The 24,144-nt window shown below is 72.9% G+C and carries 20 protein-coding genes (1 of these 20 running past the window's edge); 5 read left to right on the top strand and 15 right to left on the bottom strand.

Features of this window, described 5'->3' with window-relative positions; translation table 11 throughout:
* Positions 1-117 precede the first annotated feature (117 nt).
* On the top strand, positions 118-678 hold the full coding sequence (locus LOK46_RS23840) for a PAS domain-containing protein (RefSeq protein ID WP_273560847.1): 561 nt from the start codon (positions 118-120) through the stop codon (positions 676-678).
* Entirely contained in the window at positions 659-4,135 is a 3,477-nt protein-coding gene (locus LOK46_RS23835; RefSeq protein WP_273560846.1) for a CheR family methyltransferase, read from the top strand. Before LOK46_RS23840 ends, LOK46_RS23835 begins: the two co-directional genes overlap by 20 nt.
* Positions 4,136-4,529: 394 nt before the next feature.
* Here LOK46_RS23835 and LOK46_RS23830 read toward each other — a convergent pair whose 3' ends face one another.
* From LOK46_RS23830 to LOK46_RS23765, 14 genes are all read right to left on the bottom strand, one after another.
* Positions 4,530-4,946 carry a DUF1236 domain-containing protein gene (locus tag LOK46_RS23830; RefSeq protein WP_273560845.1) on the bottom strand — a complete coding sequence of 139 codons (417 nt, stop codon included), beginning with the start codon at positions 4,944-4,946 and terminating at the stop codon, positions 4,530-4,532.
* 44 nt (positions 4,947-4,990) lie between these two features.
* Positions 4,991-5,221 (bottom strand): hypothetical protein, encoded by a 231-nt coding sequence (locus LOK46_RS23825; protein ID WP_020096055.1) that lies wholly within the window; start codon positions 5,219-5,221, stop codon positions 4,991-4,993.
* Between the two features lie 166 nt (positions 5,222-5,387).
* A complete protein-coding gene (locus LOK46_RS23820) occupies positions 5,388-6,800 on the bottom strand; it encodes an amidase (RefSeq protein WP_273560844.1) in 1,413 nt (470 codons plus the stop codon).
* Positions 6,781-7,713 (bottom strand): DUF1028 domain-containing protein, encoded by a 933-nt coding sequence (locus LOK46_RS23815; RefSeq protein ID WP_273560843.1) that lies wholly within the window; start codon positions 7,711-7,713, stop codon positions 6,781-6,783. Before LOK46_RS23815 ends, LOK46_RS23820 begins: the two co-directional genes overlap by 20 nt.
* A gap of 150 nt (positions 7,714-7,863) precedes the next feature.
* Positions 7,864-8,607, bottom strand: a complete 744-nt coding sequence (locus tag LOK46_RS23810; RefSeq protein ID WP_273560842.1) for an ABC transporter ATP-binding protein — start codon at positions 8,605-8,607, stop codon at positions 7,864-7,866.
* The gene (locus tag LOK46_RS23805; RefSeq protein ID WP_273560841.1) at positions 8,600-10,405 is read right to left on the bottom strand and encodes a branched-chain amino acid ABC transporter ATP-binding protein/permease; all 1,806 of its coding nucleotides are present in this window, start codon (positions 10,403-10,405) and stop codon (positions 8,600-8,602) included. Before LOK46_RS23805 ends, LOK46_RS23810 begins: the two co-directional genes overlap by 8 nt.
* Positions 10,398-11,231 (bottom strand): branched-chain amino acid ABC transporter permease, encoded by an 834-nt coding sequence (locus LOK46_RS23800; RefSeq protein ID WP_273560840.1) that lies wholly within the window; start codon positions 11,229-11,231, stop codon positions 10,398-10,400. The genes LOK46_RS23805 and LOK46_RS23800 overlap by 8 nt, the downstream gene beginning before the upstream one ends.
* Before the next feature lie 269 nt (positions 11,232-11,500).
* On the bottom strand, positions 11,501-12,655 hold the full coding sequence (locus LOK46_RS23795) for a substrate-binding protein (RefSeq protein WP_273560839.1): 1,155 nt from the start codon (positions 12,653-12,655) through the stop codon (positions 11,501-11,503).
* Between the two features lie 67 nt (positions 12,656-12,722).
* Complete coding sequence (locus tag LOK46_RS23790) at positions 12,723-13,568, bottom strand: nitrilase family protein (RefSeq protein WP_273560838.1); 846 nt, start codon at positions 13,566-13,568, stop codon at positions 12,723-12,725.
* 174 nt (positions 13,569-13,742) lie between these two features.
* Entirely contained in the window at positions 13,743-14,369 is a 627-nt protein-coding gene (locus tag LOK46_RS23785; protein WP_273560837.1) for an ANTAR domain-containing response regulator, read from the bottom strand.
* Positions 14,366-15,520 (bottom strand): transporter substrate-binding domain-containing protein, encoded by a 1,155-nt coding sequence (locus LOK46_RS23780; protein WP_273560836.1) that lies wholly within the window; start codon positions 15,518-15,520, stop codon positions 14,366-14,368. Before LOK46_RS23780 ends, LOK46_RS23785 begins: the two co-directional genes overlap by 4 nt.
* 146 nt (positions 15,521-15,666) lie before the next feature.
* Positions 15,667-16,161, bottom strand: coding sequence for a hypothetical protein (locus LOK46_RS23775; protein WP_273560835.1), 495 nt, complete (start codon positions 16,159-16,161; stop codon positions 15,667-15,669).
* A 10-nt stretch (positions 16,162-16,171) separates the two neighbouring features.
* Positions 16,172-17,317, bottom strand: coding sequence for a zinc-dependent alcohol dehydrogenase (locus LOK46_RS23770; RefSeq protein ID WP_234082917.1), 1,146 nt, complete (start codon positions 17,315-17,317; stop codon positions 16,172-16,174).
* Between the two features lie 87 nt (positions 17,318-17,404).
* Complete coding sequence (locus LOK46_RS23765; RefSeq protein ID WP_273564680.1) at positions 17,405-17,995, bottom strand: DNA-3-methyladenine glycosylase; 591 nt, start codon at positions 17,993-17,995, stop codon at positions 17,405-17,407.
* Positions 17,996-18,147: 152 nt separating this feature from the next.
* On the opposite strand from LOK46_RS23765, the gene LOK46_RS23760 reads away from it, so the two are divergent.
* The gene (locus LOK46_RS23760; protein WP_273560834.1) at positions 18,148-19,872 is read left to right on the top strand and encodes an adenylate/guanylate cyclase domain-containing protein; all 1,725 of its coding nucleotides are present in this window, start codon (positions 18,148-18,150) and stop codon (positions 19,870-19,872) included.
* A 123-nt stretch (positions 19,873-19,995) separates the two neighbouring features.
* Here LOK46_RS23760 and LOK46_RS23755 read toward each other — a convergent pair whose 3' ends face one another.
* Positions 19,996-21,240: an MFS transporter gene (locus LOK46_RS23755; RefSeq protein ID WP_273560833.1), complete on the bottom strand. Its 1,245-nt coding sequence runs from the start codon at positions 21,238-21,240 to the stop codon at positions 19,996-19,998.
* Positions 21,241-21,333: 93 nt separating this feature from the next.
* Between LOK46_RS23755 and gcvA the strand changes: the two genes are divergently transcribed.
* Both gcvA and LOK46_RS23745 read left to right on the top strand, forming a co-directional pair.
* The gene (gcvA, locus tag LOK46_RS23750) at positions 21,334-22,221 is read left to right on the top strand and encodes a transcriptional regulator GcvA (protein WP_273560832.1); all 888 of its coding nucleotides are present in this window, start codon (positions 21,334-21,336) and stop codon (positions 22,219-22,221) included.
* 170 nt (positions 22,222-22,391) lie between these two features.
* Positions 22,392-24,144, top strand: the 5' portion of a protein-coding gene (locus LOK46_RS23745; RefSeq protein WP_273560831.1) for a helicase-related protein. Its footprint extends 392 nt past the window's final position; only the first 1,753 of its 2,145 coding nucleotides appear in the window; it begins with the start codon at positions 22,392-22,394; the stop codon falls past the right edge of the window.

The following is a 24,144-nucleotide window of genomic DNA, read 5'->3' as shown; positions in this document are numbered from 1 at the left end:
ATGAGGGTGTCCTCGCGGGTGTCCTCGCGGGCGTCCTCGGCGCGGTGCCCGCCGGGCGGGCGGCCCCGGGAACGGACCCGCAGGACCGCGCCGAACGGAGGCGACAGGGAACCGACCGTGGACAGCCAGACAATCCCGGACGAACTCAGGGCCTTCTTCGAGAAATCCCACATCGCCGTGGCGCTGGCCGCCGCGACCGACGACAACGTCCTGCTCCTGGTGAACGAGCGGTTCCACCAGCTCACCGGCTACACGGGCGCGGAGGTCGTCGGGCGCAATTGCCGCCTCCTCCAGCGCGACGCCGAGAATCGGGAGGCGCGGGCCAAGATCCACGCCTTCCTGGAGAACGACCGGCAGGACACGGTGCGCACGCCGATCGTGAATTTCCGCAAGGACGGGAAGCCCTTCGTCAATCTGCTGTACATGTCCAAACTGAAGGCGCTCTCGGGCGAGGTGCGCTTTCTTTTCGCATCCCAATTCGATGTCAGCCGCTCGCAACCCGAGTTGCTTTCCGCCTACGATACCGAACTCGGCCGGACCCTGTCCCGGCTGACCCCGACGCTTGCGGAGAGTGGGCTCGTCATCGAGGGCTCGCTGATGACGATCGCCAACACGGTCGCCACGGTCGCGCAGGCCAAGCTCACCCTCGCGGATCTCGATGCACCAGGATTTCCTTAGCGCCCCCGGAGGCGAGGCCTCGGAGGTCCTGGACGGCGCCGGGACGGTGACCGCCCCGCCCTTCGCCGGGCCCGTCGTGGGCATCGGTGCCTCGGCGGGGGGGCTCGAGGCCCTGCGGGAGATGCTGGCGCGCGCCCGGCCGCCGACCGGCATGGCCTTCGTCATCGTCCAGCACCTCGACCCCAACCACGAGAGCATGCTGGCGCAGCTCCTCGACCGGCAGACCGAGCTGGAGGTGCTCCAGTGCGAGGGCGGGGAGCGGATCGCGGGCGACAAGGTCTACATCATCCCGCCGGGACGCGGCCTCGTCATCCAGAACGGCGTCCTCGAACTGACCCACTTCGTCCAGCCGCGGGGCCTGCGCCGGCCCATCGACGACTTCTTCCTGTCGCTCGCGGTCGACCAGCAGGCCAACGCCGCCTGCGTGATCCTGTCGGGCACGGGGGCCGACGGCACGACCGGCCTGCGGGCGATCAAGGAGCACGGCGGCGTCTGCGTGGTGCAGCAGCCCGACACCGCCCGCTACGACGGCATGCCGCTCTCGGCGGTCGGGACCAGCCTCGTCGACTTCGTGCGGCCGCCGGGCGAGATCGTGGACTGCCTCACGAGCTTCTTCCGCCGCCGGGGCACCGACGGCGTCGGCGACGAGGCCCGCCGCGTCGCGGACCACATCGACGACCTCTGCCGGGTCATCCGCGCGGCGGTGGGCCACGACTTCTCCGGCTACAAGCGGACCACCCTGGTCCGGCGGGTCGAGCGGCGCATGCACGTGCTCGGGCTCGAGTCCGGCCGGGCCTATCTGGGCCGCGTCCGGGCCGACAAGACCGAGTGCGAGGCGCTGTTCCGCGACCTCCTCATCAACGTCACCCGCTTCTTCCGCGACGCCGAGATGTTCGAGCTCCTCCGGGAGCGGGTGGTGGAGCCCCTGCTGCGCACCCGCGACCCCGAGGAGGACATCCGGGTCTGGATCCCGGGCTGCTCCAGCGGCGAGGAGGCCTACAGCATCGCCATGCTGTTCGCCGACGCCGCCCGCCGCCTCGGCGTGCCGCTGGCGGTCCAGATCTTCGCCACCGACATCGACGAGCGCATGCTCCAGATCGCCCGGGAGGCGACCTACCCGGCCGCCGCGCTCGCCGACATCCCGGCCCATCTGCGGGAGCGCTACGTCGTCCTCCACGCCGAGCGCTTCACCGTCGCGGCCGAGATCCGCGACCTGATCCGCTTCTCCAGCCACAGCCTGGTCAAGGACCCGCCCTTCTCGCGGGTCGACCTCCTGTCCTGCCGCAACCTGCTGATCTACTTCGACGAGCGCCTCCAGCAATCGGTGGTGCCGCTGTTCCACTACGCGGTCCGGCCGGGGGGCTACCTGTTCCTCGGCCCCTCGGAGAGCGTCAGCCGGTTCGAGCACCTCTTCCCCGTCATCGACCAGCACGCCCGCCTGTTCGAGCGGCCGCCGGGCGCTCCGCAATACCCGATCGACCTGCCCGGGAGCGCGCGCCGGGGCGAGGTCCGGCGCGGCGGCCGCGAGGAGCGCCGCGGCGAGCCCTCGATCGCCGACGAGACCGTGGCGGTGCGCCGCGTCATCGAGCGCTACGCCCCGCCCAGCATGGTGCTCAACGAGGATGGCGGCATCATCGCCGCCTACGGGCGCCTGAGCCGCTACTTCGACTTCCCGGTGACCCGGACCGGCGGCACCAGCGCGATCACCCTCGCGCGCCCGGGCCTGCGCGACGTCATCGGCCCGCTGCTCCGCCAGACCCGCGACGCGCGCAAGCGCGTGGTCGTCCGCGACGTGGAGATCCGCTCGGAATACGGCGTCCAGCCGGTGGAGCTGATCTGCGACCCCCTGCCCGACGGCTCGATGCTCCTGGTCCTGCGCGACACCGGCGCCTTCCGGGCGGCGGACGACCTCGACCTGATCGAGATGGATGCCGGCGGCGACCACGTCGAGGCGCTGGAAGAGGAGCTGCTGCGCACGCGCTACAAGCTGCGCTCGGCGGTCGAGGAGCTGGAGACGACGAACGAGGAGCTGAAGAGCTCCAACGAAGAGATGATGTCGATGAACGAGGAGCTCCAGTCGACGAACGAGGAGCTGTCCACGGTCAACGACGAGCTGAAGACCAAGGTCGAGCAGCTCACCGTCGCCAACGCCGACCTGCGCAACTTCTTCGAATCCACCGACCTCGCCGTCGTGGTGCTCGACCGCGAGCTGAGGGTGCGCAGCTTCACCACGGCGGCCACCGCGATCTTCCCGCTGCAGCCCGGCGATCGCGGCCGCCCCCTCGCCGACGTGTCGAGCCGGCTCGCCGGGCACGAGTACCTGCACGACGCCCAGGAGGTCTGCGCCGGCGGCTCGGTGATCCAGCGGCGCGTCGCCACCCGGGACGGGGAGCGCACGCTCTCGCTGCGGGTGCTGCCCTACCGCCTGCAGAACGGCAGCGTCGACGGCGCCACCCTGGTGCTCACCGACATCACCGAGGCGCTGTCGCTGGAGCGCCAGCTCGCCGCGGAGCGCGAGCGGCTGGAGCTGGCCGTGAAGGCCGGGGGCATCGGCGTCTGGGAGTACAGCCCCGATGCCGGGACCGTCGTGGTCGACAGCACGGCCGGCACGATGTTCGGCCTCGCTCCCGACACCCCGCACCCGACCGCGTCCCTGGCGGCCAGCGTGCTGCCCGAGGACCGTCCCGGCTTCGAGGCGGCGCTGGCCCAGGCGGCGCACGGCCTGGACGAGTTCGAGGCGCGCATCCGCGTGCGCGCCGCCGACCACGCGCCGCGGCACATCCGGAGCTACGGGCGCCTGACCCGGAGCGGCGACCGGAAGCGGATCGTCGGCGTCTGCATCGACGTGTCGCCCGAATACGCGCTCGCCGAGACCCGCGACCTGATGCTGCGGGAGATGAACCACCGGGTGAAGAACCTGTTCGCGATCATCGGCGGCATGATCTCGGCGGGCGCCCGCACGCACCGGGAGATCGGCGTCTTCGCCACCGACATGCGCGACCGCATCTCGGCCCTCGGGCGGGCGCATTCCCTGGCCGATCCCTCCGACGGCCAGGGCATGAGCGACCTCGCGGGCCTGATCGGCGCGACCCTGCGCCCGTACCGCGACCACGTCCCCACGGTGATCGAGGGTCCCCTCGTGGCGATCAACTGGCGGCACGTGTCGTCGCTGGCGATGATCCTGCACGAGTGGGCGACGAACTCGGTGAAGTACGGCGCGCTCGGGTCCGACGACGGCGCGCTGTCCGTCACCTGGGAGCGGCAGGCCGACGGGCTCGTCCTGGACTGGTGCGAGCGCGTGGCCCGCGTGGCCGAGCCGCGGCCGGGCCGGGGCTTCGGCACCCTGCTGGTGGAGATGTCCCTGCGCCAGCTCGAGGCGCGCGTGACGCGCAGCCACGACGCGTCCGCCTACCGGATCACCCTGCACCTGCCGGAACTGGTGCTCACGCGGGGGTGAGACGGGGGCCGATCCCGCCGCGACCGGCTGCGCGCTCGCGGCGGGCCGTTGGGTCCACCCATCCGTGTCGGCAGCGGCTTCAGGACCGGCCGCGGGTCCCCTCTCCCGGGCGGGAGAGGGACAGGGTGAGGGATGCGGCCTCACCGAGAAAGTCTCGACTTCGGCTGAACGGCGACGGGGCGCTCGATCCTGCTACTTCTCGTCCCTCACCCCGGCCCTCTCCCGCTCGGGAGAGGGGGTCCGTCGCGCCCCGTCTCCAGCGCCCGTGCCCGCGCGAGACGCGCGATCTCGTCTCCTCGTCCGGCACGGCCCGCCTCACGCGTGACGGCCCGCCCGGCGATGCCGGACGGGCCGTCCTGCCTGGCGGAGCGCCGGGATCCCGGCGCCCCTCCGATCAGTCGATGACCTCGACGATGCGGTGGCCGCGATCGACCAGGACGGGCTGCTCGTTCACGATGGTGTAGCGGTAGCCCGGACGCACCCGGTAGTCGGTGGGCACGTCGTAGTAGGTGACGCTGTCCTCCGGCAGCACGGTGCCGACCCGGACCGGACCGCCCCAGCTGTAGGAGCGCACGCCGCGGTCGCGGACGTAGCTGCGGAACCGCGGGCGGTCGTCGACGCCCAGGATGCCGCCCACCGTGCCGGTGGCCGCGCCGACCGCGCCGCCGACGATGCCGCCGACCGGTCCGGCCGCGGCCGATCCGGCCTCGGCGCCCTCGGCCGCGCCCCGCAGGGTGCCCTGCGCCTGGGCGGCCACCGGGAGGGCGAGGAGGCCGGCGGTCGCCAGTGACAGAAGAAGCTTGCTCATCATGCTGAGATCTCCAGGGTCGTCAGATCGCTTCTGGCCGCCGAGGATCAGTTGCAGCCTTCCTTGTGGACGGTCTTGGAGTTGCCCATGCCGTCCTCCTTGTGGACGGTCTTGGAGCCGCAATCGACGCTGCCGGTGGTGACCTCGCGCTTCTCGACGACGGTGTCGCGGTGGTCGACGACGGCGGGCCCGTCGCGGCGGATGACCGTGGTCTCCTCGGCGCTCGCCGCGCCGCACAGGGCCGCGAACAGGGCACCCGAGAGAATAATGGTCCGCATTGGTAGCCTCCTGACTTCAATCGAACCCAGCAACGGCGACGACGGAAAAAGGGTTCCACGCGCATCGATCGGTAGATCGCGCGGATATTCGCGATGAGTCGCGGTATTGATTGCGTACAATCGACCGTCCCCGTCCCGCTCAGCTGTTCGGGACGGGAGCGACGCCTCAGGCGGCCAGGGGCGGCACCCGGGACCACCAGTCGTGCGCCCGCTCGTACTGGTGGGCGACGCGCAGGATCTCGGCCTCGGCGAAGGGCCGGGCGGCGATCTGGAGGCTGATCGGCAGGCCGCGCCGGTCGAAGCCGCAGGGCAGCGCGATGGCCGGCAGGCCCGCGAGGTTGAACGGGTAGGTCAGGCGCCAGGAGGCCGCCAGCACGCTCTCCGCGCGCCCGCCGAGCGACACCGCGGACTCGTCCGTCCGCCACGCGGTCAGCGGCGAGGCCGGGCCGACGATCACGTCGGCCTCGGCCAGGACGGCGGCCATCTCGTCCATGATCAGGGCCCGCACCTGCTCGGCGCGCAGGTAGTCCGGCCCGGTCACGAGCCGGCCCATCTCCACGAGGTCGCGGACGTCGGCGGCGAAGCCCGCCACGTGGCCCCGGGCGAGGCTGCGGTCGTGGTAGGCGGTCGAGGAGGCGAGCTCGATGGCGTAGATGGCGCCGAGGCCGTGGCGCAGGGACGGCACCGCGACGTCGCGCACCGCGCAGCCCCGGTCTTCGAGGAAGCGGAGCGCCGCCTCGACGGCGGCGGCGACGTCGTCGTCGACCGCGTCGAAGAAGTGGTTGCGGATCACCGCGACCCGCAGGCCCCGGATCGGCCGGTCCAGCCCGGCCGTGTAGTCGGGGACCGGCGCCGCGCTGGCGGCGGGATCGCCGGCATCCGGCCCGGCGAGCGCCTGCAGCATCAGGGCGGCATCGGCGACCGTCAGGGTCAGCGGCCCGGCATGGTCGAGGGACCAGGAATGCGGCACGATCCCCGACCGGCCGACCCGGCCGTAGGTCGGCTTGAGGCCGACGACCCCGCACAGGGCGGCCGGGATCCGGATCGAGCCGCCCGTGTCCGAGCCGAGCGCGGCCGGGCAGAGGCGGGCCGCGACCGCCGCGCCCGAGCCGCCGCTGGAGCCGCCGGGCACCCGGTCGGGGTCCCAGGGGTTGCGGGTCGGCGGCGTGACCATGCCCCAGGCGAATTCGTGCATCCGCGTCTTGCCGAGGATCACCGCGCCGGCCGCCCGCAGCCGCGCCACGGCGTGGCTGTCGGCCGCCGGGAAGGTCAGGGCCTCCACCGCCGTGCCGGCCCGGGTCGACATGTCGGCCGTGGTGTAGTTGTCCTTGACGGCGATCGGAATGCCGTGCAGCGGGCCGCGCGGACCCGTCCGGGCGATCTCGGCATCGGCCGCGCGCGCGGCGTCGAGGGCCGCGGGCGAGAGGTGGACGAAGCTGTTCAGGGCGCCGTCGAGGCGCGCGATCCGGTCGAGGCTGGCGCCGACGAGCTCGGCGCTCGACAGCTCCCGCGCCGCGATCCGGCGCGCGAGCTCGGTGATCGGGGCTTGCCAGAGGGCGTCAGTCGCGGCGGTCGTCATGGGGCACCCGGCGGTACGGCAAGGTCGGATCGAAGACGACCGGCGGATGGATGTCCGCGAGGTCGAGGTCGCGGAGCCGCGCGATCTCGGCGAGCACCGGCGCGAACTGCGCCAGCAGGTGCGCGACCCGCCGGGGCTCCTGGCGCAGGCCGACGACGTCGCGCAGGAGGTCCGGCGCATCGACGGTCGCCGCGCCCGGCCGCTCGGCGGGGCCCCTCAGGAGCATCGCCACGACGTCGTCCGGCAGGGCACCGGCCGGGCCGTCCTTCCGGGGCATGCCGGCCACGAACGGCACGAGCTGCCGACGGGCGACCGCGAGGACGCGGCGCAGCTCGGCGACGGGCTCGGCGTGCTCGTCGACCCGCAGGTCGAGGAGCGGGTAATCCTCGCCGGCGACGATCTTGAGCGCCGCCGACTGCTTGCCGCGCCGGTCGCCGCCGGCCGCGTCGCCGGCCTCCAGGGCGCGCGTCAGCCGCTCGTCCAGATCCTGGGCGGCGCTCCCCGCGAAGGCCTCCGCCATGGCGTCGATCACGCCCGGCCCGGCGAGCATGTTGCCCTGGACGGCGTAGCCGATCCCGGTGCGGTGGCCGGCCGCCGCCGTGCAGCCGGCGCCGGTCCAGGCGGCGGCCCGCCCGTGCCCGTCGACGAGGCCGAGCTGGCGCAGGTCCGGCCGGTCGTCGGTGGCGAGGGCCGCCGCCAGCGCCGCGTCGGGATCCTGCCCGCCGGCCAGCCCGTCGAGGATGCGGGCGGCGAGGTAGGGATTCACCCAGGACTGGGTGGTGACGGCCCCGATCCCGGCCCTGAGGAACGGGCACAGCCCGCCCACCGCCGGGACGGCGCTCGCCACCGCGACGCCGAGCTGGCCGGTCCGCGGGCAGCGGGCGGCGATCGAGAAGGTGTTGAGTTCTCTCATGCGCTTACGGCTCTCGGTTCGGAGCGATCTCGCCGTCCTTGCGAGCGGAGCGAAGCAACCCAGACTGCGGCACGCTCGGAGATGTCACGCTGCCCTGGGTCGCGTCGCTGCGCTCGCGATGACGGCCTGGGGATCAGCACCGGAACGGCCTCACACCGCCAGATGGTCGATGACGCGCGCCCGCGCGTCCGGCGCCTGCGCCGGACCGCTGTCGACGATCTCGCCGAGCTTCAGGACGGCGTAGCGGTCGGCGAGCGCCAGCGCGAAGGCGACGTGCTGCTCCACCACCAGCATGGACACGCCCGCGGCCCGCTCGGCCTGGAGCACGCCGCGCAGGCGCTCGACCATGGAGGGCTGCACGCCCTCGGAGATCTCGTCGATCAGCAGGAGGCGCGGCCGCAGCATCAGGGCGCGCCCGAGGATCAGCATCTTCTGCTCACCGCCCGAGAGGGTGCCGGCCCGCTGGGCCAGCCGGTCCTTCAGGAACGGGAAGTGGCCGAACAGCCGCTCCAGCGCCGCGGGCAGCATCCGGTCGGAGGGCACCGCGAGGCGCAGGTTGTCGCGGATCGACAGGTCCTGGAACAGGGGCTGCTCCTGCGGCGCGTAGCCGACGCCGAGCGCGTTGAGCTTGGCCGGCGTGAGGCCGGCCAGCGCTTGGCCCCCGACCGTGATGGCGCCGCCGCGCAGGGCCACCATGCCCAGGACGGTCTTGAGCAGCGTGGTCTTGCCCATGCCGTTCTTGCCGAGCAGCGCCACGATCTCCCCCGCTCCGACCGAGAGGGACACGTCCTTGACGATGGCGACGGCGCCGTAGCCGCTCGACACGCCGTCGAGGGCGAGGGCGTCCCCCGCCGGCGCAGCCTGCCGCGCTGCCTGCCGTGCTGCCTCAACCATGGCCGCCTCCCGAATAGATGGTCCGGACCAGCTCCGAGCCGACGACCGCCTCCACGGTGCCGTCGAGGACGAGCCGGCCCTGGTGCAGCACCACGATCCGCGACGAGATCTCGCGCACGAAGTCGAGGTCGTGCTCGACCAGCACGGCGGCGATCCGGCCCTCGGCGGTGAGCGCCTTGAGGACGGTGCCGATGGTGGTGCGCTCGGCCTTGGTCAGGCCGGCGGTGGGCTCGTCGAGCAGGATCAGCCGCGGCTCCAGCGCCACCACCATGGCGAGTTCCAGCGCCTGCTTCTGCCCGTGGGACAGGAGGCGCGTCGGCTGCGTCAGCTGGCGGTCGAGGCCGGTCATGCGCAGGACGTCGAGGGCCGGCTGCGGCAGGCCCAGCGTCTCGGCCCGCCCGACCGGGCTCAGGCCATCGTGGGACGCCCGGGCGAGGCGGAGGCAGTCGGCCACCGACAGGCTCTCGAACACGCTCGCCACTTGGAACTTGCGCCCGACGCCGAGGCCGACGATCCGGTTCGGCGTCAGCCCGGTGATCGGCGTGCCGCCGACGGCGATCGCGCCCTTGAACGGTTCGGTGCCGTCGCTGAGGCAGCGCATCAGCGTGGTCTTGCCGGCGCCGTTGGGCCCGACGAGGCTGACGAGCTCGCCCGCCCGGATCTCCAGGTCGATGCCCTCCAGAACCGTCAGGGCGCCGTAGGCCTTGGCGAGGTTCTCGACCTTGAGGATGGGGGTCGCGGCGGCGGTCTGCTCCGCGGCGGCCACCCGCGCGACGAGGCGCGGCGGCGCCGGCTGCCGCCGGCCCACCGGCAGCGCCCGCCAGAGGCGGCCGACGAGGTCGGCGAGGCCGCCCGGCAGCAGGATGATGATGGCCACGAAGGCCGTCCCCAGGAGGAGCTGCCAGAGGAACGGCAGATCGCCTGAGAGGTTCGCCGCGAGGTAGTCGATCGCGACGGTGCCGAGCACCGGGCCGAGCAGGGTGCCGCGGCCGCCCAGCGCCACCCAGATCACCAGCTCGGTGCCGAACAGGAAGCCGGCATTCTCGGGCGCGACCACGCCGGAGGCGTTGGCGAACAGGAAGCCCGCGAGCCCCGCGACGGCGGCGAGCGACGCGGTCAGCCGGATTTGCAGGCGCCGCGGGTTGAGGCCGAGATAGGCGCAGCGCGCCTCGTTGTCCCGGAGCGCCACGAGGGCGCGGCCGGCATCGGCCCGGACCAGGATCCAGGCCGCCAGCGTGACCACGACCAGGAACAGCGCCGCGAGGCGGAAAAAGCCCTCGGTCTCGAAGGGCAGCACGTCGAAGCCGACGAGCCCGCTGCTGGAGCCGGTCCATTCCCCGCCCGCGTAGATGAGCTGCACCACGACGATCGGGACGACCAGCGAGATCACCGAGGCGTAGAGCGGGGTCGAGCGGTGGTAGAAGGACAGCCAGCCGACCGCGAGGCCGAGCAGCGCCGGCACCGCGAGCGCCGCCGCGACCGCCGCGGCGATCCCCAGCGGCGTCGCCCCGTAGGCGGCCAGGATCATCGCGGTGGCGTAGGCGCCGATGCCGAAGAACGCCGCCTGCCCGAAGGTCAGGATCCCCGCGAAGCCCCAGAGCAGGTCCACCGTGACGGCCAGCACCGCGTAGATCATCGAGCGGGTCAGGACGTTGACCGCGAAGGTGTCGAGGACGAGCGGCGCGATCCAGAGGGCCAGCGCCGCCAGGGCCGCGACCACGAAGGGCGCGGCGCGGGACAGGCGGCGTCCGCGGGGCGCCGCGGCGGCGCGCTCGGCAACGGGCAGGGTCTCAAGCACGGGAGAAACCTTTCGGGCTGATCCGCAGCACGAGGGCGGCGAGCACCGCGACGGCGATGCTGCCCAGGATCGGGCTCACGAAGGTGCTGATCAGGACCTGTGCGGCCCCGAAGACGAGGCAGGCCGCCGCGAGCGCCAGGTACGAGGCGTCGGCGACCATCACCAGCATGAAGGCGCCGATCAGCCAGGAGACGCCCATGTTCGGGTCGACGCTGGTGAGCGGCGTCAGCAGGACGCCCGCGAGGCCCGCGAAGCCGGCGCCGAGCATGAACACGACGAGGCGCACGCGCCCCGTGTCGATGCCGAGGCTGCGCGCCAGGGTCTCGTTCATGATTACCGCCCGGGCCGAGAGGCCGAGCCGGGTCCGCTCGATGGTGAGCGCGAACAGCGTGCCGATCGCCAGCGCGATGCCGAGCGCCACGAGGCGGTAGGCCGAGTAGTCGACGCCAAGGATCTCGACGGTGCCGGCGTAGAGGTTCGGGGTGAGCTGGACGTCCCGGCCGAAGGCCAGGGTGATGAGCTGCCCGGCCACGATGCCGAGCCCCCAGGTGGCGAGGATCGCGTCCAGCGGCCGCCGGTAGAGCGGGCGGATGATGAAGTGCTCGGCGAGTCCGCCCAGAACCGCCCCGACCGCGAAGGCGAGCGGCAGGGCCGCCCACGGGTTGAGCCCGAGTTTGGCGGTCACCACCGCGCAGTAGGCGCCGACCGTCAGCCACGCCCCGTGGGCGAAGTTGATGATCTTGAGCACGCCGAAGATCGCCAGGAGGCCGATCGAGACGATGAACAGGATCGCCGCCGTGGTCAGGATGTCGAGGGTGAGCAGCATCGGGGTTTCCGGATGAAGGGTCGCCGTCGCGCGGCGGAACAGCCATCGGCAGGGGCGACGCGGTCTCAGGATCGTACGCCGGTCCCCTCTCCCGTTCGGGAGAGGGGACCGGGTGAGGGGTGCGGCCTCTCCGAGAAAGTCTCGACCTCGACCGCGCGGCGACGGCGCGCGCGATCCTGGAACGTCCGGTCCCTCACCCCAACCCTCTCCCGCACGGGAGAGGGGGTGCGTCGCCTATGCGGCGAAGAACGAGCCGCGCGCTCGTCGCCTCACTGCAGCTTCGGGCACTGCTCGCCGGGATCGACGTCCTTGAAGGTGCCGGCGACCTTCACGGTGCCGTCCTTCTGAATCTGGCCGAGATACATGGTCAGCGGCGCGTGGTGCTGCTTGCTCATGGTGATCGTGCCCCGCGGCCCGGTGAAGCTCACGGTCGGGAGCGCCTCCAGCACCTTGGCGGTCTCGGTCCCGCCCGCCTTCTCGACGGCGGCCTTGTAGAGGTAGATCGCCTCGTATTCCGGCACCGACAGGTCGTTCGGCGTGCGCAGCTCCGCGCCGAACTTCTTCTGCATCGCCGCCAGGAAGGCCTTGTTCTCGGCGCTGTCGATCCCGGTGACGTAGGAGGCCGAGAGGTAGACGCCCTCGGCGTCCGCGCCCATGCTCTTGGCGGTGCCCTCGTCGAGCGCGAGGTTGGCGAAGGGCAGCGTCACGCCCGCGCCGCGCAATTGCTTGGTCAGCGTCACGTTCGGCGCGCCGCCCGCCGTCGAGGTGATCAGCGCGTCGGGCTTGGCCTCCCTCAGCTTGGAGATGATCGCCGTCCAGTCGCTGCCGTCCATCGGCAGGTATTCCTCGCCGATGACCTTGCCGTCGGTCTTCTCGACGTAGCTCTTGGCGAAGCCCAGCATGCCGCGGCCGAAGGCGTAGTCGCTCCCGATCAGGAAGTAGGTCTTGGCGCCCTTCGCCTTGAAGGCGTCCACCACCGGCGGCACCTGCTGCTCGGGCACCCAGGCGTTCACGAACAGGTTCTTGTTGCAGGAATGGCCCTCGTAGAACGAGGTGTAGATGTACGGCACCTTCCCCTTGGTGACGGCGGGCAGGCCGGCGTTGCGGGCCGCGCTCGTCTCCATGGAGATCAGGACGTCGACCTTCTTCTGGTAGATCAGGCTGTCGAAGGCCTTCTGGGCGCCGGCCGCCCCGGAGGCGTCGTCGGCCACCTCCAGGACGAGCTTGCGGCCGAGCACGCCGCCCTTGGCGTTGATCTCCTCCACGGCGAGCTCGGCCGCCTGCACCACCGAGGGCGCGACGACGCTGTTGGCCCCCGACAGGCCGACGGGCACGCCGATGACGATCGGCTTGGGATCGGCGGCCTGCGCGGCCGTGGCGGCGAGGGCGAGCGCCGTGGCGCCGACGAGGGACCATTTCACCATGGGCGAACTCCTTGTGACGGACAGGGGGACGGACAGGGGACGGACGGGGGCGGAAACGGATCTCGGCTCAGCCGTAGAGGTCGGTGCGGCGGTCGCGCAGGAGCGAGTTGAACCGGTTCAGGTCCTTGCGGCCGGCCTCGGCGAGGTCGACCGTCGCCGAGAGGGTCTCGGTCCGGTCGCGGCTCGCCGGGCCGGCGAGCGGCCAGCCTTTGGGGCCGATGATCAGGCTCTGGCCCTCGAAGGGCTGGCCGCGCTCGATTCCGACCCGGTCGGCGCAGGCGATGAAGATCCCGTTCGTGTGGGCGGCGGCCCGGTGCAGGGTGTTGGCCATGGCGGCCTCGCCCTCGGGCTGGTCGGGCATCGGCACCCAGTTGGTCGGGATGCAGACGATCTCGGCGCCGGCGAGCGCCAGCTGCCGGAAGGTCTCGGGGAACCAGCCGTCGTAGCAGATCGCGACGCCGACCTTGCCGAGCGCGGTGTCGAAGACCGGGAAGCCGCGATCGCCCCTGGCGAAGAACACGTTCTCCTGGTCCCAGAGATGCGCCTTGCGGTAGGTGCCGATGTAGCCCTCCGGCCCGACGATGACGGCGGCGTTGTAGAGGGTCTCGCCCGCGGATTCGGCGATCCCCGCCACGATGTGGACGCCGAGCTCCGCGGCGAGCGCCGCCCAGGCCCGGGTCGTCGGGCCGTCCGGCACCGGCTCGGCCAGCGCGGCGGCCTCCGCGGCGGATTCGAACACGTAGCCGGTGCTGGCGAGTTCCGGCAGGACGATCAGCCGGCTGCCCTCGGCGGCGGCGGCGCGGACGAGGTCCGACGCGCGCGCCATATTCGCCGCGACCGCGCCGAACTGCGGCTCGAACTGGATGCACGACACCCGTATCGGCGGGCGCGCGGGACCGTTCGCCTGGATCATGAGAGCTCCGAAACGCAAAAAGCCCCTGGGCGCGGACACAAACATCCGCGAACCAGAGGCTTCAAAGCCGTGATGTCGTGCAGCACTGCTGCTGCGGGGCAACCTTGCCCGGTTAGACTACGATACGCACCCCGAAACAGACCGCAAGACCATAAATGCGGCAGGCTGCTGCGATCAGGACTTTTCCGCCAACGCGATGCGCAGGCCGAGGCCGCTCATCGCCTCGTGCGCCGAGACCACGCCCTCGGCCACGCTCGCCATCGGCACGCGGGCGGCGGTGGCCCGGTCCCGGAGCATCTTGTAGGCGGCGTCCTCGTCGATCCCATTCAGGTCCACGAGCAGCCGGACCGCCTTCTCGACGGTGCGGCGACCCTTCATGGTCTCCTCCAGCCGGTTGATCTTGCTGGTGAGCCGGCCCTCGTAGCCGCGCCGGTAGCGGGCCAGGGCGAACTGGGTCAGCACGCCCCGCGGGTGGAGCGGCTTGTTGAGCACGCCGTGGGCGTTGACGTCGGCGATCGCCTTCAGGGAGGTCGGGCTCTCGTAGGCCACGATGGCGATGACCGCTGGCTCGATCGCCTCGATCGACGGCAGCAGGTGCATCACCTGGGCGTCGTCGAGCTGGATGAACAGCGTGTCGATGTCGGCCGGCAGGGCGGCGGGCGGCGGCCACGCCAGGGAGACCGCGCAGCCGAGGCGGCGGAGCTGCTCGAGCAGCGCGGCGGCCTCCTCGTCCCGGGGATGGACGACGAGGGCGCGGGCGCGCCGCAGGTCGTCCAGGATCTTGCGGGCGGGGGCGGTCACGCGGCGAGCCCCTCCTCCAGCCAGTTCGTCTCGAACCGGGACCACGCGAGGTACGGGTCGGGCCGCACCGGCCGCCGCGCCCGCCAGACCACGTCGAACTGCCCGTCCGCGCGGGCGACGCCGATGCCGGGGGTGAGCCAGATGTGGCGCGTCTCGCCGTCGAAGGCGAGTTCGCCCTCCGGCGCCGCGAGCCGCTGCCGCAGGGCCGCCGCGCCGAGGCGCTCGGCGTCGAGGGTGCCGGCCTCCGCGAGCGCCCGGGCGAAGAGGTGGACCTGCGCGTAGGCGGTCTCCGACCACATGCTGGTGGGGCGCTCGGCCCCGAACCGGCCCTGGAAGGCGGCGACGAAGCGCCGGTTCTCCTCGCCGGGCAGCGCGCCGAAATACGGCGCCGCCAGGACGTGGCCGGTGCAGTGCGCGGGGCCGATCGCGCGGATCTGGCCCTCCGCCAGGGTCAGGCTCGCGATCGGGCAGCGGGCGCGGTCGATGCCGGACTCGGCGTAGGCGCGGTAGAGCCGCTCGGCGCCGCGCCCCACCACCGTGGAGAAGACCGCGTCCGGGGCGGCGTCGCGGATCGCCGCGATCATGGCGGCGTGGGCCGCGTCGTCCGCGTCGAGGGCCGCGTACAGCTCGCCCGCGATGGTCCCGCCCTTCGCCTCGATCAGGTCGCGCATGACCCGGTTCGATTCCCGCGGGTAGATGTAGTCGGAGCCGATCAGGAAGATCCGGTCGCCGTGCTCCTGCAGCAGGTAGTCGGCCAGGGCGAAGACGTTCTGGTTGAGGGTCGCCCCGGTGTAGATGATGTTCTCCGAGTACTCGAAGCCCTCGTAGATCGACGGGTACCAGAGCAGGCCGTTGTGCCGCTCGACGGTGGAGAGCACCGATTTCCGGCTCGCCGAGAGCGAGCAGCCGAACACCACCTCGACCCCGTCCTCGGCGAGCATCCGCCGGGCCAGGGTGCGGTAGGCGTCGTTGTCGCCGGCGGGGTCGTAGCAGACGGGCTCGATCGGGCGCCCGAGCACGCCGCCGGCCCGGTTGATCTCCTCGATCGCCAGGGCGGTGCCGAGGAAGTGCTCGGTCTCGGTGATGCCGCTCACCCCGCTGCGGGAGAACAGGACGCCGACCCGCCACGTCGCTTCATCCTTGGCCGCCATGGTCCCCCCGGGCTCGGCGCAGGCACCCGGAGGGCTGCGCGCCCCGCTGTCCTAGCCGAGGGAGGACCCGCCGCGAAAGCCGTTCCCCGCGCCGTCGTCCCGGGGCGCCGGGGGCGGACCCGGGACGGAGCGGCTCCGGGGCGGCCCTAGCGCCGCTCCGCGCGGGCGAGGCGCGTGACCAGGATCCCGAGCCCGATCGCCGCGCCGGTCAGCGCGAGCTTCGCCGCCAGCCCGGACCGGTTGTGGGCCAGCTCGGCCCGGGCGCCCATCTCGGCCGGGACGTTGGGGACGCGGCCCCGCGCGAGGTCGTCGACCACGCCCTCGACCACGTTCACCCGGTCGGCGGCCATCAGCATCAGCCAGTGCGCCCACTGGGACTCGCTGTAGCGGAACGCCTGCCGGCGGATGACGCCGCTCACGCCGCGCGGCGGGACCGACGTGCCGACGACCGCCGGGCGGGCGTTGTACTCGATCGAGGTGAGGACCTCGACGCGCGCCCGCTGCTGCGGCGGCCGCGTCCAGTTCATGCCCCGGCTGTCGTCGCGCGCGATGTCGCGCATCGGGTAGGTCGGATCGTTCTGCGGATCCGCGTCGACGCCCCAGCCCGGGACCGTCGACGGATCGATCGGACGGTTTCTCATCGCCCCCTCCTCACGCGCGTGCCGTCGGGGGGACCAGGACCGGCTTGATGCAGCCGTCGAGCTTGGCCGAGAAGAGGTGGTAGGCATCCGCGGCCTCCTCGAGGGGCACCTTGTGGGTGATCAGTTCCTTGGGGTTCAGGCGGCCCGCCTCGATATGGGCGATCAGCTTCGGCAGCAGGCGCTTCACCGAGGCCTGGTTGGCCCGGATGGTGATGCCCTTGTTCAGGACGTTGCCGATCGGGATCAGGTTGCCGGTCGGCCCGTAGACCCCGACGATCGAGACGATCCCGCCCTTCTTGACCGAGTTGATCGCCCAGTGGAGCGCCACCGCCGAGCCGCCCTCGAGCTTCAGCTTGGTCCCCATCAGGGTGTGCAGGGCGCTCCCCGCCGCGTCGCCGCCGACCGCGTCGATGCAGACGTCGGCCCCGAGGGAATCGGTGGTCTTCTTCAGGAAGACCACGGGATCCCCGATCGAGCGGAAATTGTAGACCTCGGCGGGACAGTACCGCCGCGCGAAGTCGAGCCGGTACTCGACGTGGTCGATGACGATCACCCGCCCGGCCCCGAACAGCCACGCGCAGCGCGCCGCCATGATGCCGACCGGCCCGGCGCCGAAGACCACGACGGTGTCGCCGCGCTGGATCCCGCCCATCTCGGCCGCCTGATAGCCGGTCGGCACGACGTCGGTGAGCAGCACCGCGTCGTCGAGGTCCATCGTCTCGGGGATCTTGCACGGGCCGACATCGGCGTAGGGCACCCGGACGTACTCGGCCTGGCCGCCGTCGTAGCCGCCGGCGGTGTGCGAGTATCCGTAGATGCCGCCGACCGCGGTCGCCTGCGCGTTCGCCTCGTGGCAGTTCCCGAACAGCCCCTGCTTGCAGAAGTGGCAGCGGCCGCAGGCGATGTTGAACGGGACCAGCACGTGGTCGCCGACGGCGAGGTTGCGCACGCCGGAGCCGACCTCCTCAACAACGCCCGTGAACTCGTGGCCGAACGTCATGCCGACGCGCGTATCCGGCACCATTCCATGGTACAGGTGAAGATCAGAGCCGCAGACGCAGGTCCGCGTAACCCGGATGACCGCATCCTCAACATGCTCGCACACGGGGATCGGCTTGCGATCGACGCGCACGCGGTACGGTCCGCGGTAGTTCATCGCCAGCATGCTGGGGCTCCCTCGTCCACGACCGGGGAACCGCAGGCGGATGCCCAAGTTCCCGGCGGCCGCGGCGGGCGGCCGCCCTCATCCGGCGGCCGGCCCTGCCTTCCGCGCCGGGCGGCTCACGAACCGGGAGCCGGCGAGCAGGAAGCGCCAGGGCGTCTCGGCGCCGCGGGTGATGCCGATGCGCCGGTCGCTGACCACGTCGACGGTCTCCTCGACGCCCCCGGAATCGCCCGCGGCGCGGGGCTCGAACCGGAACGGCGCCCGCGCGAGGGGCGCCCCGTCCAGCGCGTCGGTGACGCCGAGGGCCTGGCAGAGCCGGCCCGGGCCGGCGCAGAGGAGGCGCGGATCCTCCAGGCCGCGGCGCGCCCGCATGGCGGGAAGCCCCTCGGTCGGCGCGAGCGCCCGGAGCAGCACGGCGCTGCCGGGCTCGCAGACGAGGTTCAGGCACCAGTGCATCCCGTAGGAGCGGTACACGTAGGCGTGGGCCGGCGGCCCGAACATGCTGGCGTTGCGCCGGGTCGGGCCGCGGAAGCTGTGGGAGGCCGGATCGGTGCTGTCGTAGGCCTCCGTCTCGACGATGATCCCGCCGGCCGCGCCGACGAACAGACGGGCGCCGATCAGGTCGGAGGCCACCGCGGCGGCGCTGCGGGCGAAGAAGGTGTCCAGCATCGGGTCTCCGGCGCGGGCGGCCCGCGCGTTCCTCATCGCCGAGATCCTGCGGATCGCGGGCGATTAGAAATAAATCGGACGCAGCGGAAGTCTTGCTGGTACGAGGGGCCCGTAAATGGTGGGCCCAAAACCGATCCCCTCGGACCTCCAGCATGGTGCGCACAGCCTCAATCGCGACGCTCCGGTCCGCCGAGTCGGGCGCGCAACCCCGGTCGGCCCCGCGCGCCGCGCGGCTCCGCCTGAACCTGCGGCGCCTCCGGCTGGCCAGCGGCCTGATCCTGTTCGGCTACGTGCTGACCCACCTGCTGAACCACGCCCTGGGCAACGTCTCCCTCGACGCCATGGAGGACGGCCTCGACCTCGTCACGGCCGTCTGGCTCAACCCCGTCGGCCTGACGGCGCTCTACGGCGCCCTGCTGATCCACCTGCTGCTCGGGCTCCAGGCCCTCTACGCGGCCCGCTTCTTCCACTGGCGGCCGTCCGAGACCCTGCAGATGGTCTCGGGCCTGCTGATCCCGCCGCTGCTCATCGGCCACATCGTCGGGACCCGGGTCTCCTTCGTCACCGAGGGGCTCGACAAGGGCTACGCGCAGGAACTCTACGCCTTCTGGATCGCCTCGCCGACCCTCGGCCTGATGCAGGTCACGGTCCTGGTCGTCGCCTGGATCCACGGCTGCATGGGCCTGTATTTCTGGCTGCGGCTGAAGCCCGGCTTCGACCGCATGGCGCCCTGGCTGCTGGCGCTCGCGGTGCTGGTGCCGGTCCTGTCGCTGCTGGGCTTCGCGCAGGGCGGCCGGATGATCCTGACCCTGGCGCAGGATCCGGCGTGGCGCGCCGCGGCGCTCCGGCCGGTCCATGTCGGTCTGCCCGACCAGGTGGCGCGGCTCGCCGCGATCCGGGACGGGCTGCTCGGGACCTACGCGGGCCTCGTGGCGGCGGTGATCGCGGCCCGCGGCGCGCGGACGCTCGCCGAGATCAAGCGCGGCACGATCCGGCTCAGCTACCCCGACGGGCGGGTGGTGCGGGTGCCTCGCGGCACGAGCGTCCTGGAGGCGAGCCGGCGCAACCGGATCCCCCATGCCAGCGTCTGCGGCGGCCGCGGCCGGTGCTCGACCTGCCGGATCCGGGTGACGGACGGCAGCGACGGCGCGCCGGCGCCCGGCCGCACGGAGCGGGCGGTGCTGGAGCGCATCGCGGCCGGCCCGGGGGTCCGCCTCGCCTGCCAGTTCCGGCCGGAGACCGACATGGCCGTGGTGCCGCTGCTGCCGCCGCAGCCGCGCATGCGCCAGGCCGACCTGCTCGACCGGGCGCAGTCCGGCGAGGAGCGCTTCATCGTGGCGATGTTCGTCGACCTGCGCGGCTCGACGCGGCTCGCCGAGGAGCGCCTGCCCTACGACACGGTGTTCATCATCAACCGCTTCCTGGGCGCGGTCGGCGACGCCGTCCGCGAGGCCGGCGGCTCGACCAACCAGTTCCTCGGCGACGGCCTGCTGGCCCTGTTCGGCCTGGAGACGGAAGCCGAGGCGGCCGCCCGGGAGGCCCTGAAGGCGATCGACCTCATCGCCGAATCGGTCGACACCCTGAACGGGCTCCTGGCGGCCGACCTGGAGCACACCCTCCGGTACGGGATCGGCGTGCATGCCGGCCCGGCGATCGTCGGCGAGATGGGCGACGCCACCGACGCCCGGTTCACGGCGCTCGGCGACACCGTCAACGTCGCGGCCCGGCTCCAGGGCCTGACCAAGGTCCTCGGCTGCGTGGCGGTGGTGTCGGAGGCGGTCTACGCGGCGGCCCGCGTGGCGCCGGCGGAGATCCGGGACGTGGCGGTGGACGGCCGGTCCGAGGCCGTCAGGGTCAGTGCCATCGGAAACGCCTGACGCAAACGTCTTCGCGAGCGGGGCGAAGCCACCCAGGGTGGCGTCGCGCTGCCGAGAAGTCCCGCTGCCCTGGGCCGCTTCGCTGCGCTCGCGATGACGGGTGATCCGAGCGGACGGCGCGCCTCAGGCCCGCTGCCGGTGCGCCGTCCCGAGATGCGGCGCCAGGGCCAGCATCAGCGGCACCACGGCGAGCGCCGTCCCGGCCGCCGCGACCGCGGCCCAGTGCGGGCCGGCCGCGTCGCCGAGCCGTCCGTAGAGCAGCGGCGCCGCCAGCGCGCTGCCGCCGAGCGTCCAGGTGTAGAACACCGCGAAGGCCCGCTCGACGCGGTCCCCCGGTGCCAGTTCCGGGACCGTTCCGTAGAGCACCGACGAGGTGCCGTTCAGCATCACGCCGAGCAGCGGCAGGAGGATCAGCCCGGGGGCCAGCGGCAGGACGATCACCGCCAGGATCGCCAGCGCCGTCCCGGTCTCGGTGAGGATCACGGTCCGGGTCACGCCGAGGTTTTCCCCGAGGCGCCCGCAGACCGCCTTGCCGAGCGCGCCGCCGACGAAGACCAGCGACAGGGCGAGGCCCACCGTGGTCAGGGCCGCGCCCTTCTCCTGCAGCAGGAACGGCAGGTAGAGCAGGAAGGCCGGCCGCGCGGCGTTGTCGAGCATGCCGATCGCGACGAGCAGCCGGAAGCCCGTGCCGCTCCCCGGCCCGGTCGCGGACCGGTGGGGTACCGGCCTCGCCGGCGCGCCGCCGCTGCGTGACTCCGGCTCACGCGGCAGGAGGCGCGCGACCGCGAGCGCGACCGCGATCCCGACGCCGGCGATCACCCAGAGCGCGTGCCGCCAGCCCGTCAGGGTCAGCAGCAGGCCGACCAGGGGCGGGACCGCCGCCTTCCCGAGATCGCCGGTGAAATTGTAGGTGCCGAGGGGTCCCCGGGCGCCGGGTCCGTAGGCCCGGGCGATCACCGCCGAGGCCAGCGGATGCTGGGTGCTGCTGCCGGCGCCGCCGAGCAGGAGGCCGATCCCGAGCCCGACGAGGCCGCCCGAGGCGCCGGCGATCGCGTAGCCGGCCGCGCTGAGCACTGTGCCGAGCACCAGGACGGTGCGGGCGCCCCACGCCTGGGCGAGGCGGCTCGCCGGCATCTGCAGCGCCGCCAGCGCCCCGTTGTAGAGCGAGCGCAGGAAGGCCAGGGCCACGTAGTCGAGGCCGAACTCCGCCTGCCAGACCGGCAGCAGCACGTAGATCAGGTCCGTGTAGCCGTCGTGCAGGGCGTGGTTCACGCCGGTGGCGACCAGCGTGCGCCGGGCGTCCGGCGGGGACGCGGTTCGGGCGGACGCGCTCTCGGAAGACGCGGTCAGATCGGACGCGACGGACATCCAGCCATCCTTCGTGGTGCCGCGCCAGGATGGCGCCCTGGCCCGGAGCTGACAAACGACTTATGCTGACGCTCGCGTGAGGAAACCTGACCCGTGCACCGTCGCCTGCCGCCGCTCAACGCCGTGAAAGCCTTCGAGGCGGCCGCGCGGCACGGGAGCTTCAGCCGGGCGGCGGACGAGCTGCGGGTCACCCACGGGGCGATCAGCCGGCACGTCCAGACGCTGGAGGGCTGGCTCGGGCTGCCGCTGTTCGAGCGCCACAACCGGCGCGTGGTCCTGACCGAGGCCGGCACGGCCTACGCCACCGAGATCGGCGCGGCCCTCGACCGCATCGCCCTGGCCACGGCGCGCCAAGCTGAGCGCGGCCGGCCGCGCCTGCTGCACGTGAACGCGCTGGCGACCTTCACCCTGCGCTGGCTGATCCCGCGCCTGTCGGGCTTCCAGCGGGCCAATCCGTCCGTCGAGGTGCGGCTGACGACCTCGAACGTGCTCCTCGCCAGCGTGGCGGAGCCGTTCGACGTGGCGATCCGGGGCGGGCCGGACAGCCGGCCGGGCCACCGCGCGGAGCCGTTCCTGTCCGAGCGGCGCATCCCGGTCTGCAGCCCGGACCTGCTGCGGCGGCTGCCCCTCCGGGTGCCGGAGGATCTCCGGCAGCACACGCTGCTGCACGCCGCGACGCTGCCGCGGGTCTGGCCGGACTGGCTGCGCGCGGCGGGCGTCCCGGACCTGGCGCCGCAGGCCACGGTGACGCTGGAGCACTTCTACCTGACCCTCCAGGCCGCCCTCGACGGGCTCGGCGTCGCCATGGGGCCCGAGCGGCTGATCGCCGACGACGTCGCCGCCGGCCGCCTGACCCTGCCCTTCGCGGGCCCCGCCCTGCCGGCGCGGAGCTACTACACCTACGTCCCGGAGCCCCGGGCGGAGGATCCGGCGGTGCGGGCCTTCTGCGGCTGGCTCGCCGAGGCGGCCCGGCAGCCGTAACGCTCCGTCATCGCGAGCGCAGCGAACTGGATTGCTTCGCTGCGCTCGCAGAGACGGCGGAGGCGCGCATCGGGGATGGCGTGCCGCCTCCGCCCGGCGCATGGATCGGATCCGGAACGCCCCCGACTGCGTCCGGGTTGGCGTGAGACGCTTCTGCCGAAGGTGACCGCATGGCGCGCAAGCGTCTCCGCCCGACGATCGAGAGCCTGATCGAATCCGTAGGCCGCCTCGGCCTGTCCCCGGACGCGGTCGATCTCGACCGGCTGCTCACCCATCTCGAGCTGCCCGATCACGGCGCCGAGGTCGAGGACGAGCGCGTCGCCCGGGCGCTCCGGGAGATGCGGGCCGCCCGGGCCTTCGCGGAGACCGGCATCCCGGCGATCCGGAAGGCGATCCCGGCCCTCCGGGCCGTGGTCACCAAGGACCACCGCATCACTTGGCTGATCCGGACCGAGATCCCGCTCCTCGACAACGGCCGCCTGGACCTGCGGCTCGACATGGCCCCCGAGCCGGAGGCGGCCGAGATCCTCGCCCGCATGGCCGCCCGGAACGACCCGGCCCACCGCCTGGAGGCCCTGCGCGAGGCCGTGGCGCGGACCGCGCTCCAGGCCACCCGCGCCCTGCACAAGCCGGTCGACAAGCTGCGGGCGCAGCTCCTCGTCGACCTGCGCGAGGTCGGGGCGGACGCCGCCGCCTACATCGCCCACATGGACCGCTCGCTCCGGTCCCGGGTCTTCACCTACGGCCCGAAGCTCGCCCGCGGCCTCAACGACACGCTCACGCCGGTGCGCCGGCACGCCAAGGCGGTGGCGCGCGAGGGATCCCGCCTGCGCCGCCTGCGCGATCAGGTCGGCTTCGGCGCCTATATCGAGCGCTTCACCGCCGCCCGGCGCCTCAACCGGACGATCCTGTTCCACATGGGGCCGACCAATTCCGGCAAGACCTACGCGGCGCTCCAGCACCTGACGGCGGCCGAGACCGGGGCCTACCTCGCGCCGCTCCGGCTCCTGGCGCTGGAGAACTACGAGACCCTGCGCGAGCGGGGGCTGCGCGCCGGCATGATCACCGGCGAGGAGGTGCTGGGCGAGGCCAACCCGACCCACACCGCCCGGACCATCGAGACCGCCGACCTGACCCGGCCGATCGACGTCGCGGTGATCGACGAGATCCAGATGCTGTCGGACCCCGACCGCGGCTGGGCCTGGACCAACGCGCTGTTCGGCGTCGCCGCCAAGACCGTGATCGTCTGCGGCTCCGACGACGCGCTGTCGTATGTGCGCCGTGCCGCCGAGGCCGCCAACGAGTCGCTGGAGGTGATCCCCTTCACCCGCAAGTCGCCGCTCCTGCTGCTGGAGGAGCCGGTGCCGTTGGAGAAGGTCGAGGCCGGCGACGCGGTCGTGGCCTTCTCCCGCCGGGCCGTGCACGAGAACCGCGAGGTCCTCGTCGCCCGCGGCCACCGGGTCGCGACGATCTACGGCGCCCTGTCGCCGGAGGTCCGCCGGGCCGAGGCCGCCCGTTTCCGCTCCGGCGAGGCCAACGTGCTGGTCACCACCGACGCGATCGGCATGGGGCTCAACCTCGGTCCGCTGAAGCGGATCGTGTTCTCGGCGGTGCGCAAGTGGGACGGGACCGCCGAGCGGGCGCTGACCCATTCCGAGATCCGGCAGATCGCCGGCCGGGCCGGCCGCTACGGCCACCAGGACGTCGGCTACGTCGCGGCGACCGACCCGTACGGCGCCGAGCCGATCCGCACCGCCCTCTCGGGCGCCCCGACGGCGCCGGCGGCCGACACGCGCTTCTACGTCCGCCCGGATCTCGGGGCGATCCGCTCGGTGGCCGAGGAGATGCGCACGCACAGCCTGCACGAGGTGCTGACCCACTTCGCCCGGGCGACCTTCTACGCCGGCTCGCCGTTCCAGCCCT

The organism is Methylobacterium sp. NMS14P (assembly GCF_028583545.1).
GTDB lineage: Bacteria > Pseudomonadota > Alphaproteobacteria > Rhizobiales > Beijerinckiaceae > Methylobacterium.
This window is presented reverse-complemented; position numbering and strand designations above follow the sequence as displayed.

Coding starts and splice junctions, on each gene's coding strand:
- LOK46_RS23835 (WP_273560846.1), top strand. CDS start 659: ATGCACCAGGATTTCCTTAGCGCCCCCGGAGGCGAGGCCTCGGAGGTC.
- LOK46_RS23830 (WP_273560845.1), bottom strand. CDS start 4,946: ATGATGAGCAAGCTTCTTCTGTCACTGGCGACCGCCGGCCTCCTCGCC.
- LOK46_RS23825 (WP_020096055.1), bottom strand. CDS start 5,221: ATGCGGACCATTATTCTCTCGGGTGCCCTGTTCGCGGCCCTGTGCGGC.
- LOK46_RS23820 (WP_273560844.1), bottom strand. CDS start 6,800: ATGACGACCGCCGCGACTGACGCCCTCTGGCAAGCCCCGATCACCGAG.
- LOK46_RS23815 (WP_273560843.1), bottom strand. CDS start 7,713: ATGAGAGAACTCAACACCTTCTCGATCGCCGCCCGCTGCCCGCGGACC.
- LOK46_RS23810 (WP_273560842.1), bottom strand. CDS start 8,607: ATGGTTGAGGCAGCACGGCAGGCAGCGCGGCAGGCTGCGCCGGCGGGG.
- LOK46_RS23800 (WP_273560840.1), bottom strand. CDS start 11,231: ATGCTGCTCACCCTCGACATCCTGACCACGGCGGCGATCCTGTTCATC.
- LOK46_RS23795 (WP_273560839.1), bottom strand. CDS start 12,655: ATGGTGAAATGGTCCCTCGTCGGCGCCACGGCGCTCGCCCTCGCCGCC.
- LOK46_RS23790 (WP_273560838.1), bottom strand. CDS start 13,568: ATGATCCAGGCGAACGGTCCCGCGCGCCCGCCGATACGGGTGTCGTGC.
- LOK46_RS23780 (WP_273560836.1), bottom strand. CDS start 15,520: ATGGCGGCCAAGGATGAAGCGACGTGGCGGGTCGGCGTCCTGTTCTCC.
- LOK46_RS23775 (WP_273560835.1), bottom strand. CDS start 16,161: ATGAGAAACCGTCCGATCGATCCGTCGACGGTCCCGGGCTGGGGCGTC.
- LOK46_RS23770 (WP_234082917.1), bottom strand. CDS start 17,317: ATGAACTACCGCGGACCGTACCGCGTGCGCGTCGATCGCAAGCCGATC.
- LOK46_RS23765 (WP_273564680.1), bottom strand. CDS start 17,995: ATGCTGGACACCTTCTTCGCCCGCAGCGCCGCCGCGGTGGCCTCCGAC.
- LOK46_RS23760 (WP_273560834.1), top strand. CDS start 18,148: ATGGTGCGCACAGCCTCAATCGCGACGCTCCGGTCCGCCGAGTCGGGC.
- LOK46_RS23755 (WP_273560833.1), bottom strand. CDS start 21,240: ATGTCCGTCGCGTCCGATCTGACCGCGTCTTCCGAGAGCGCGTCCGCC.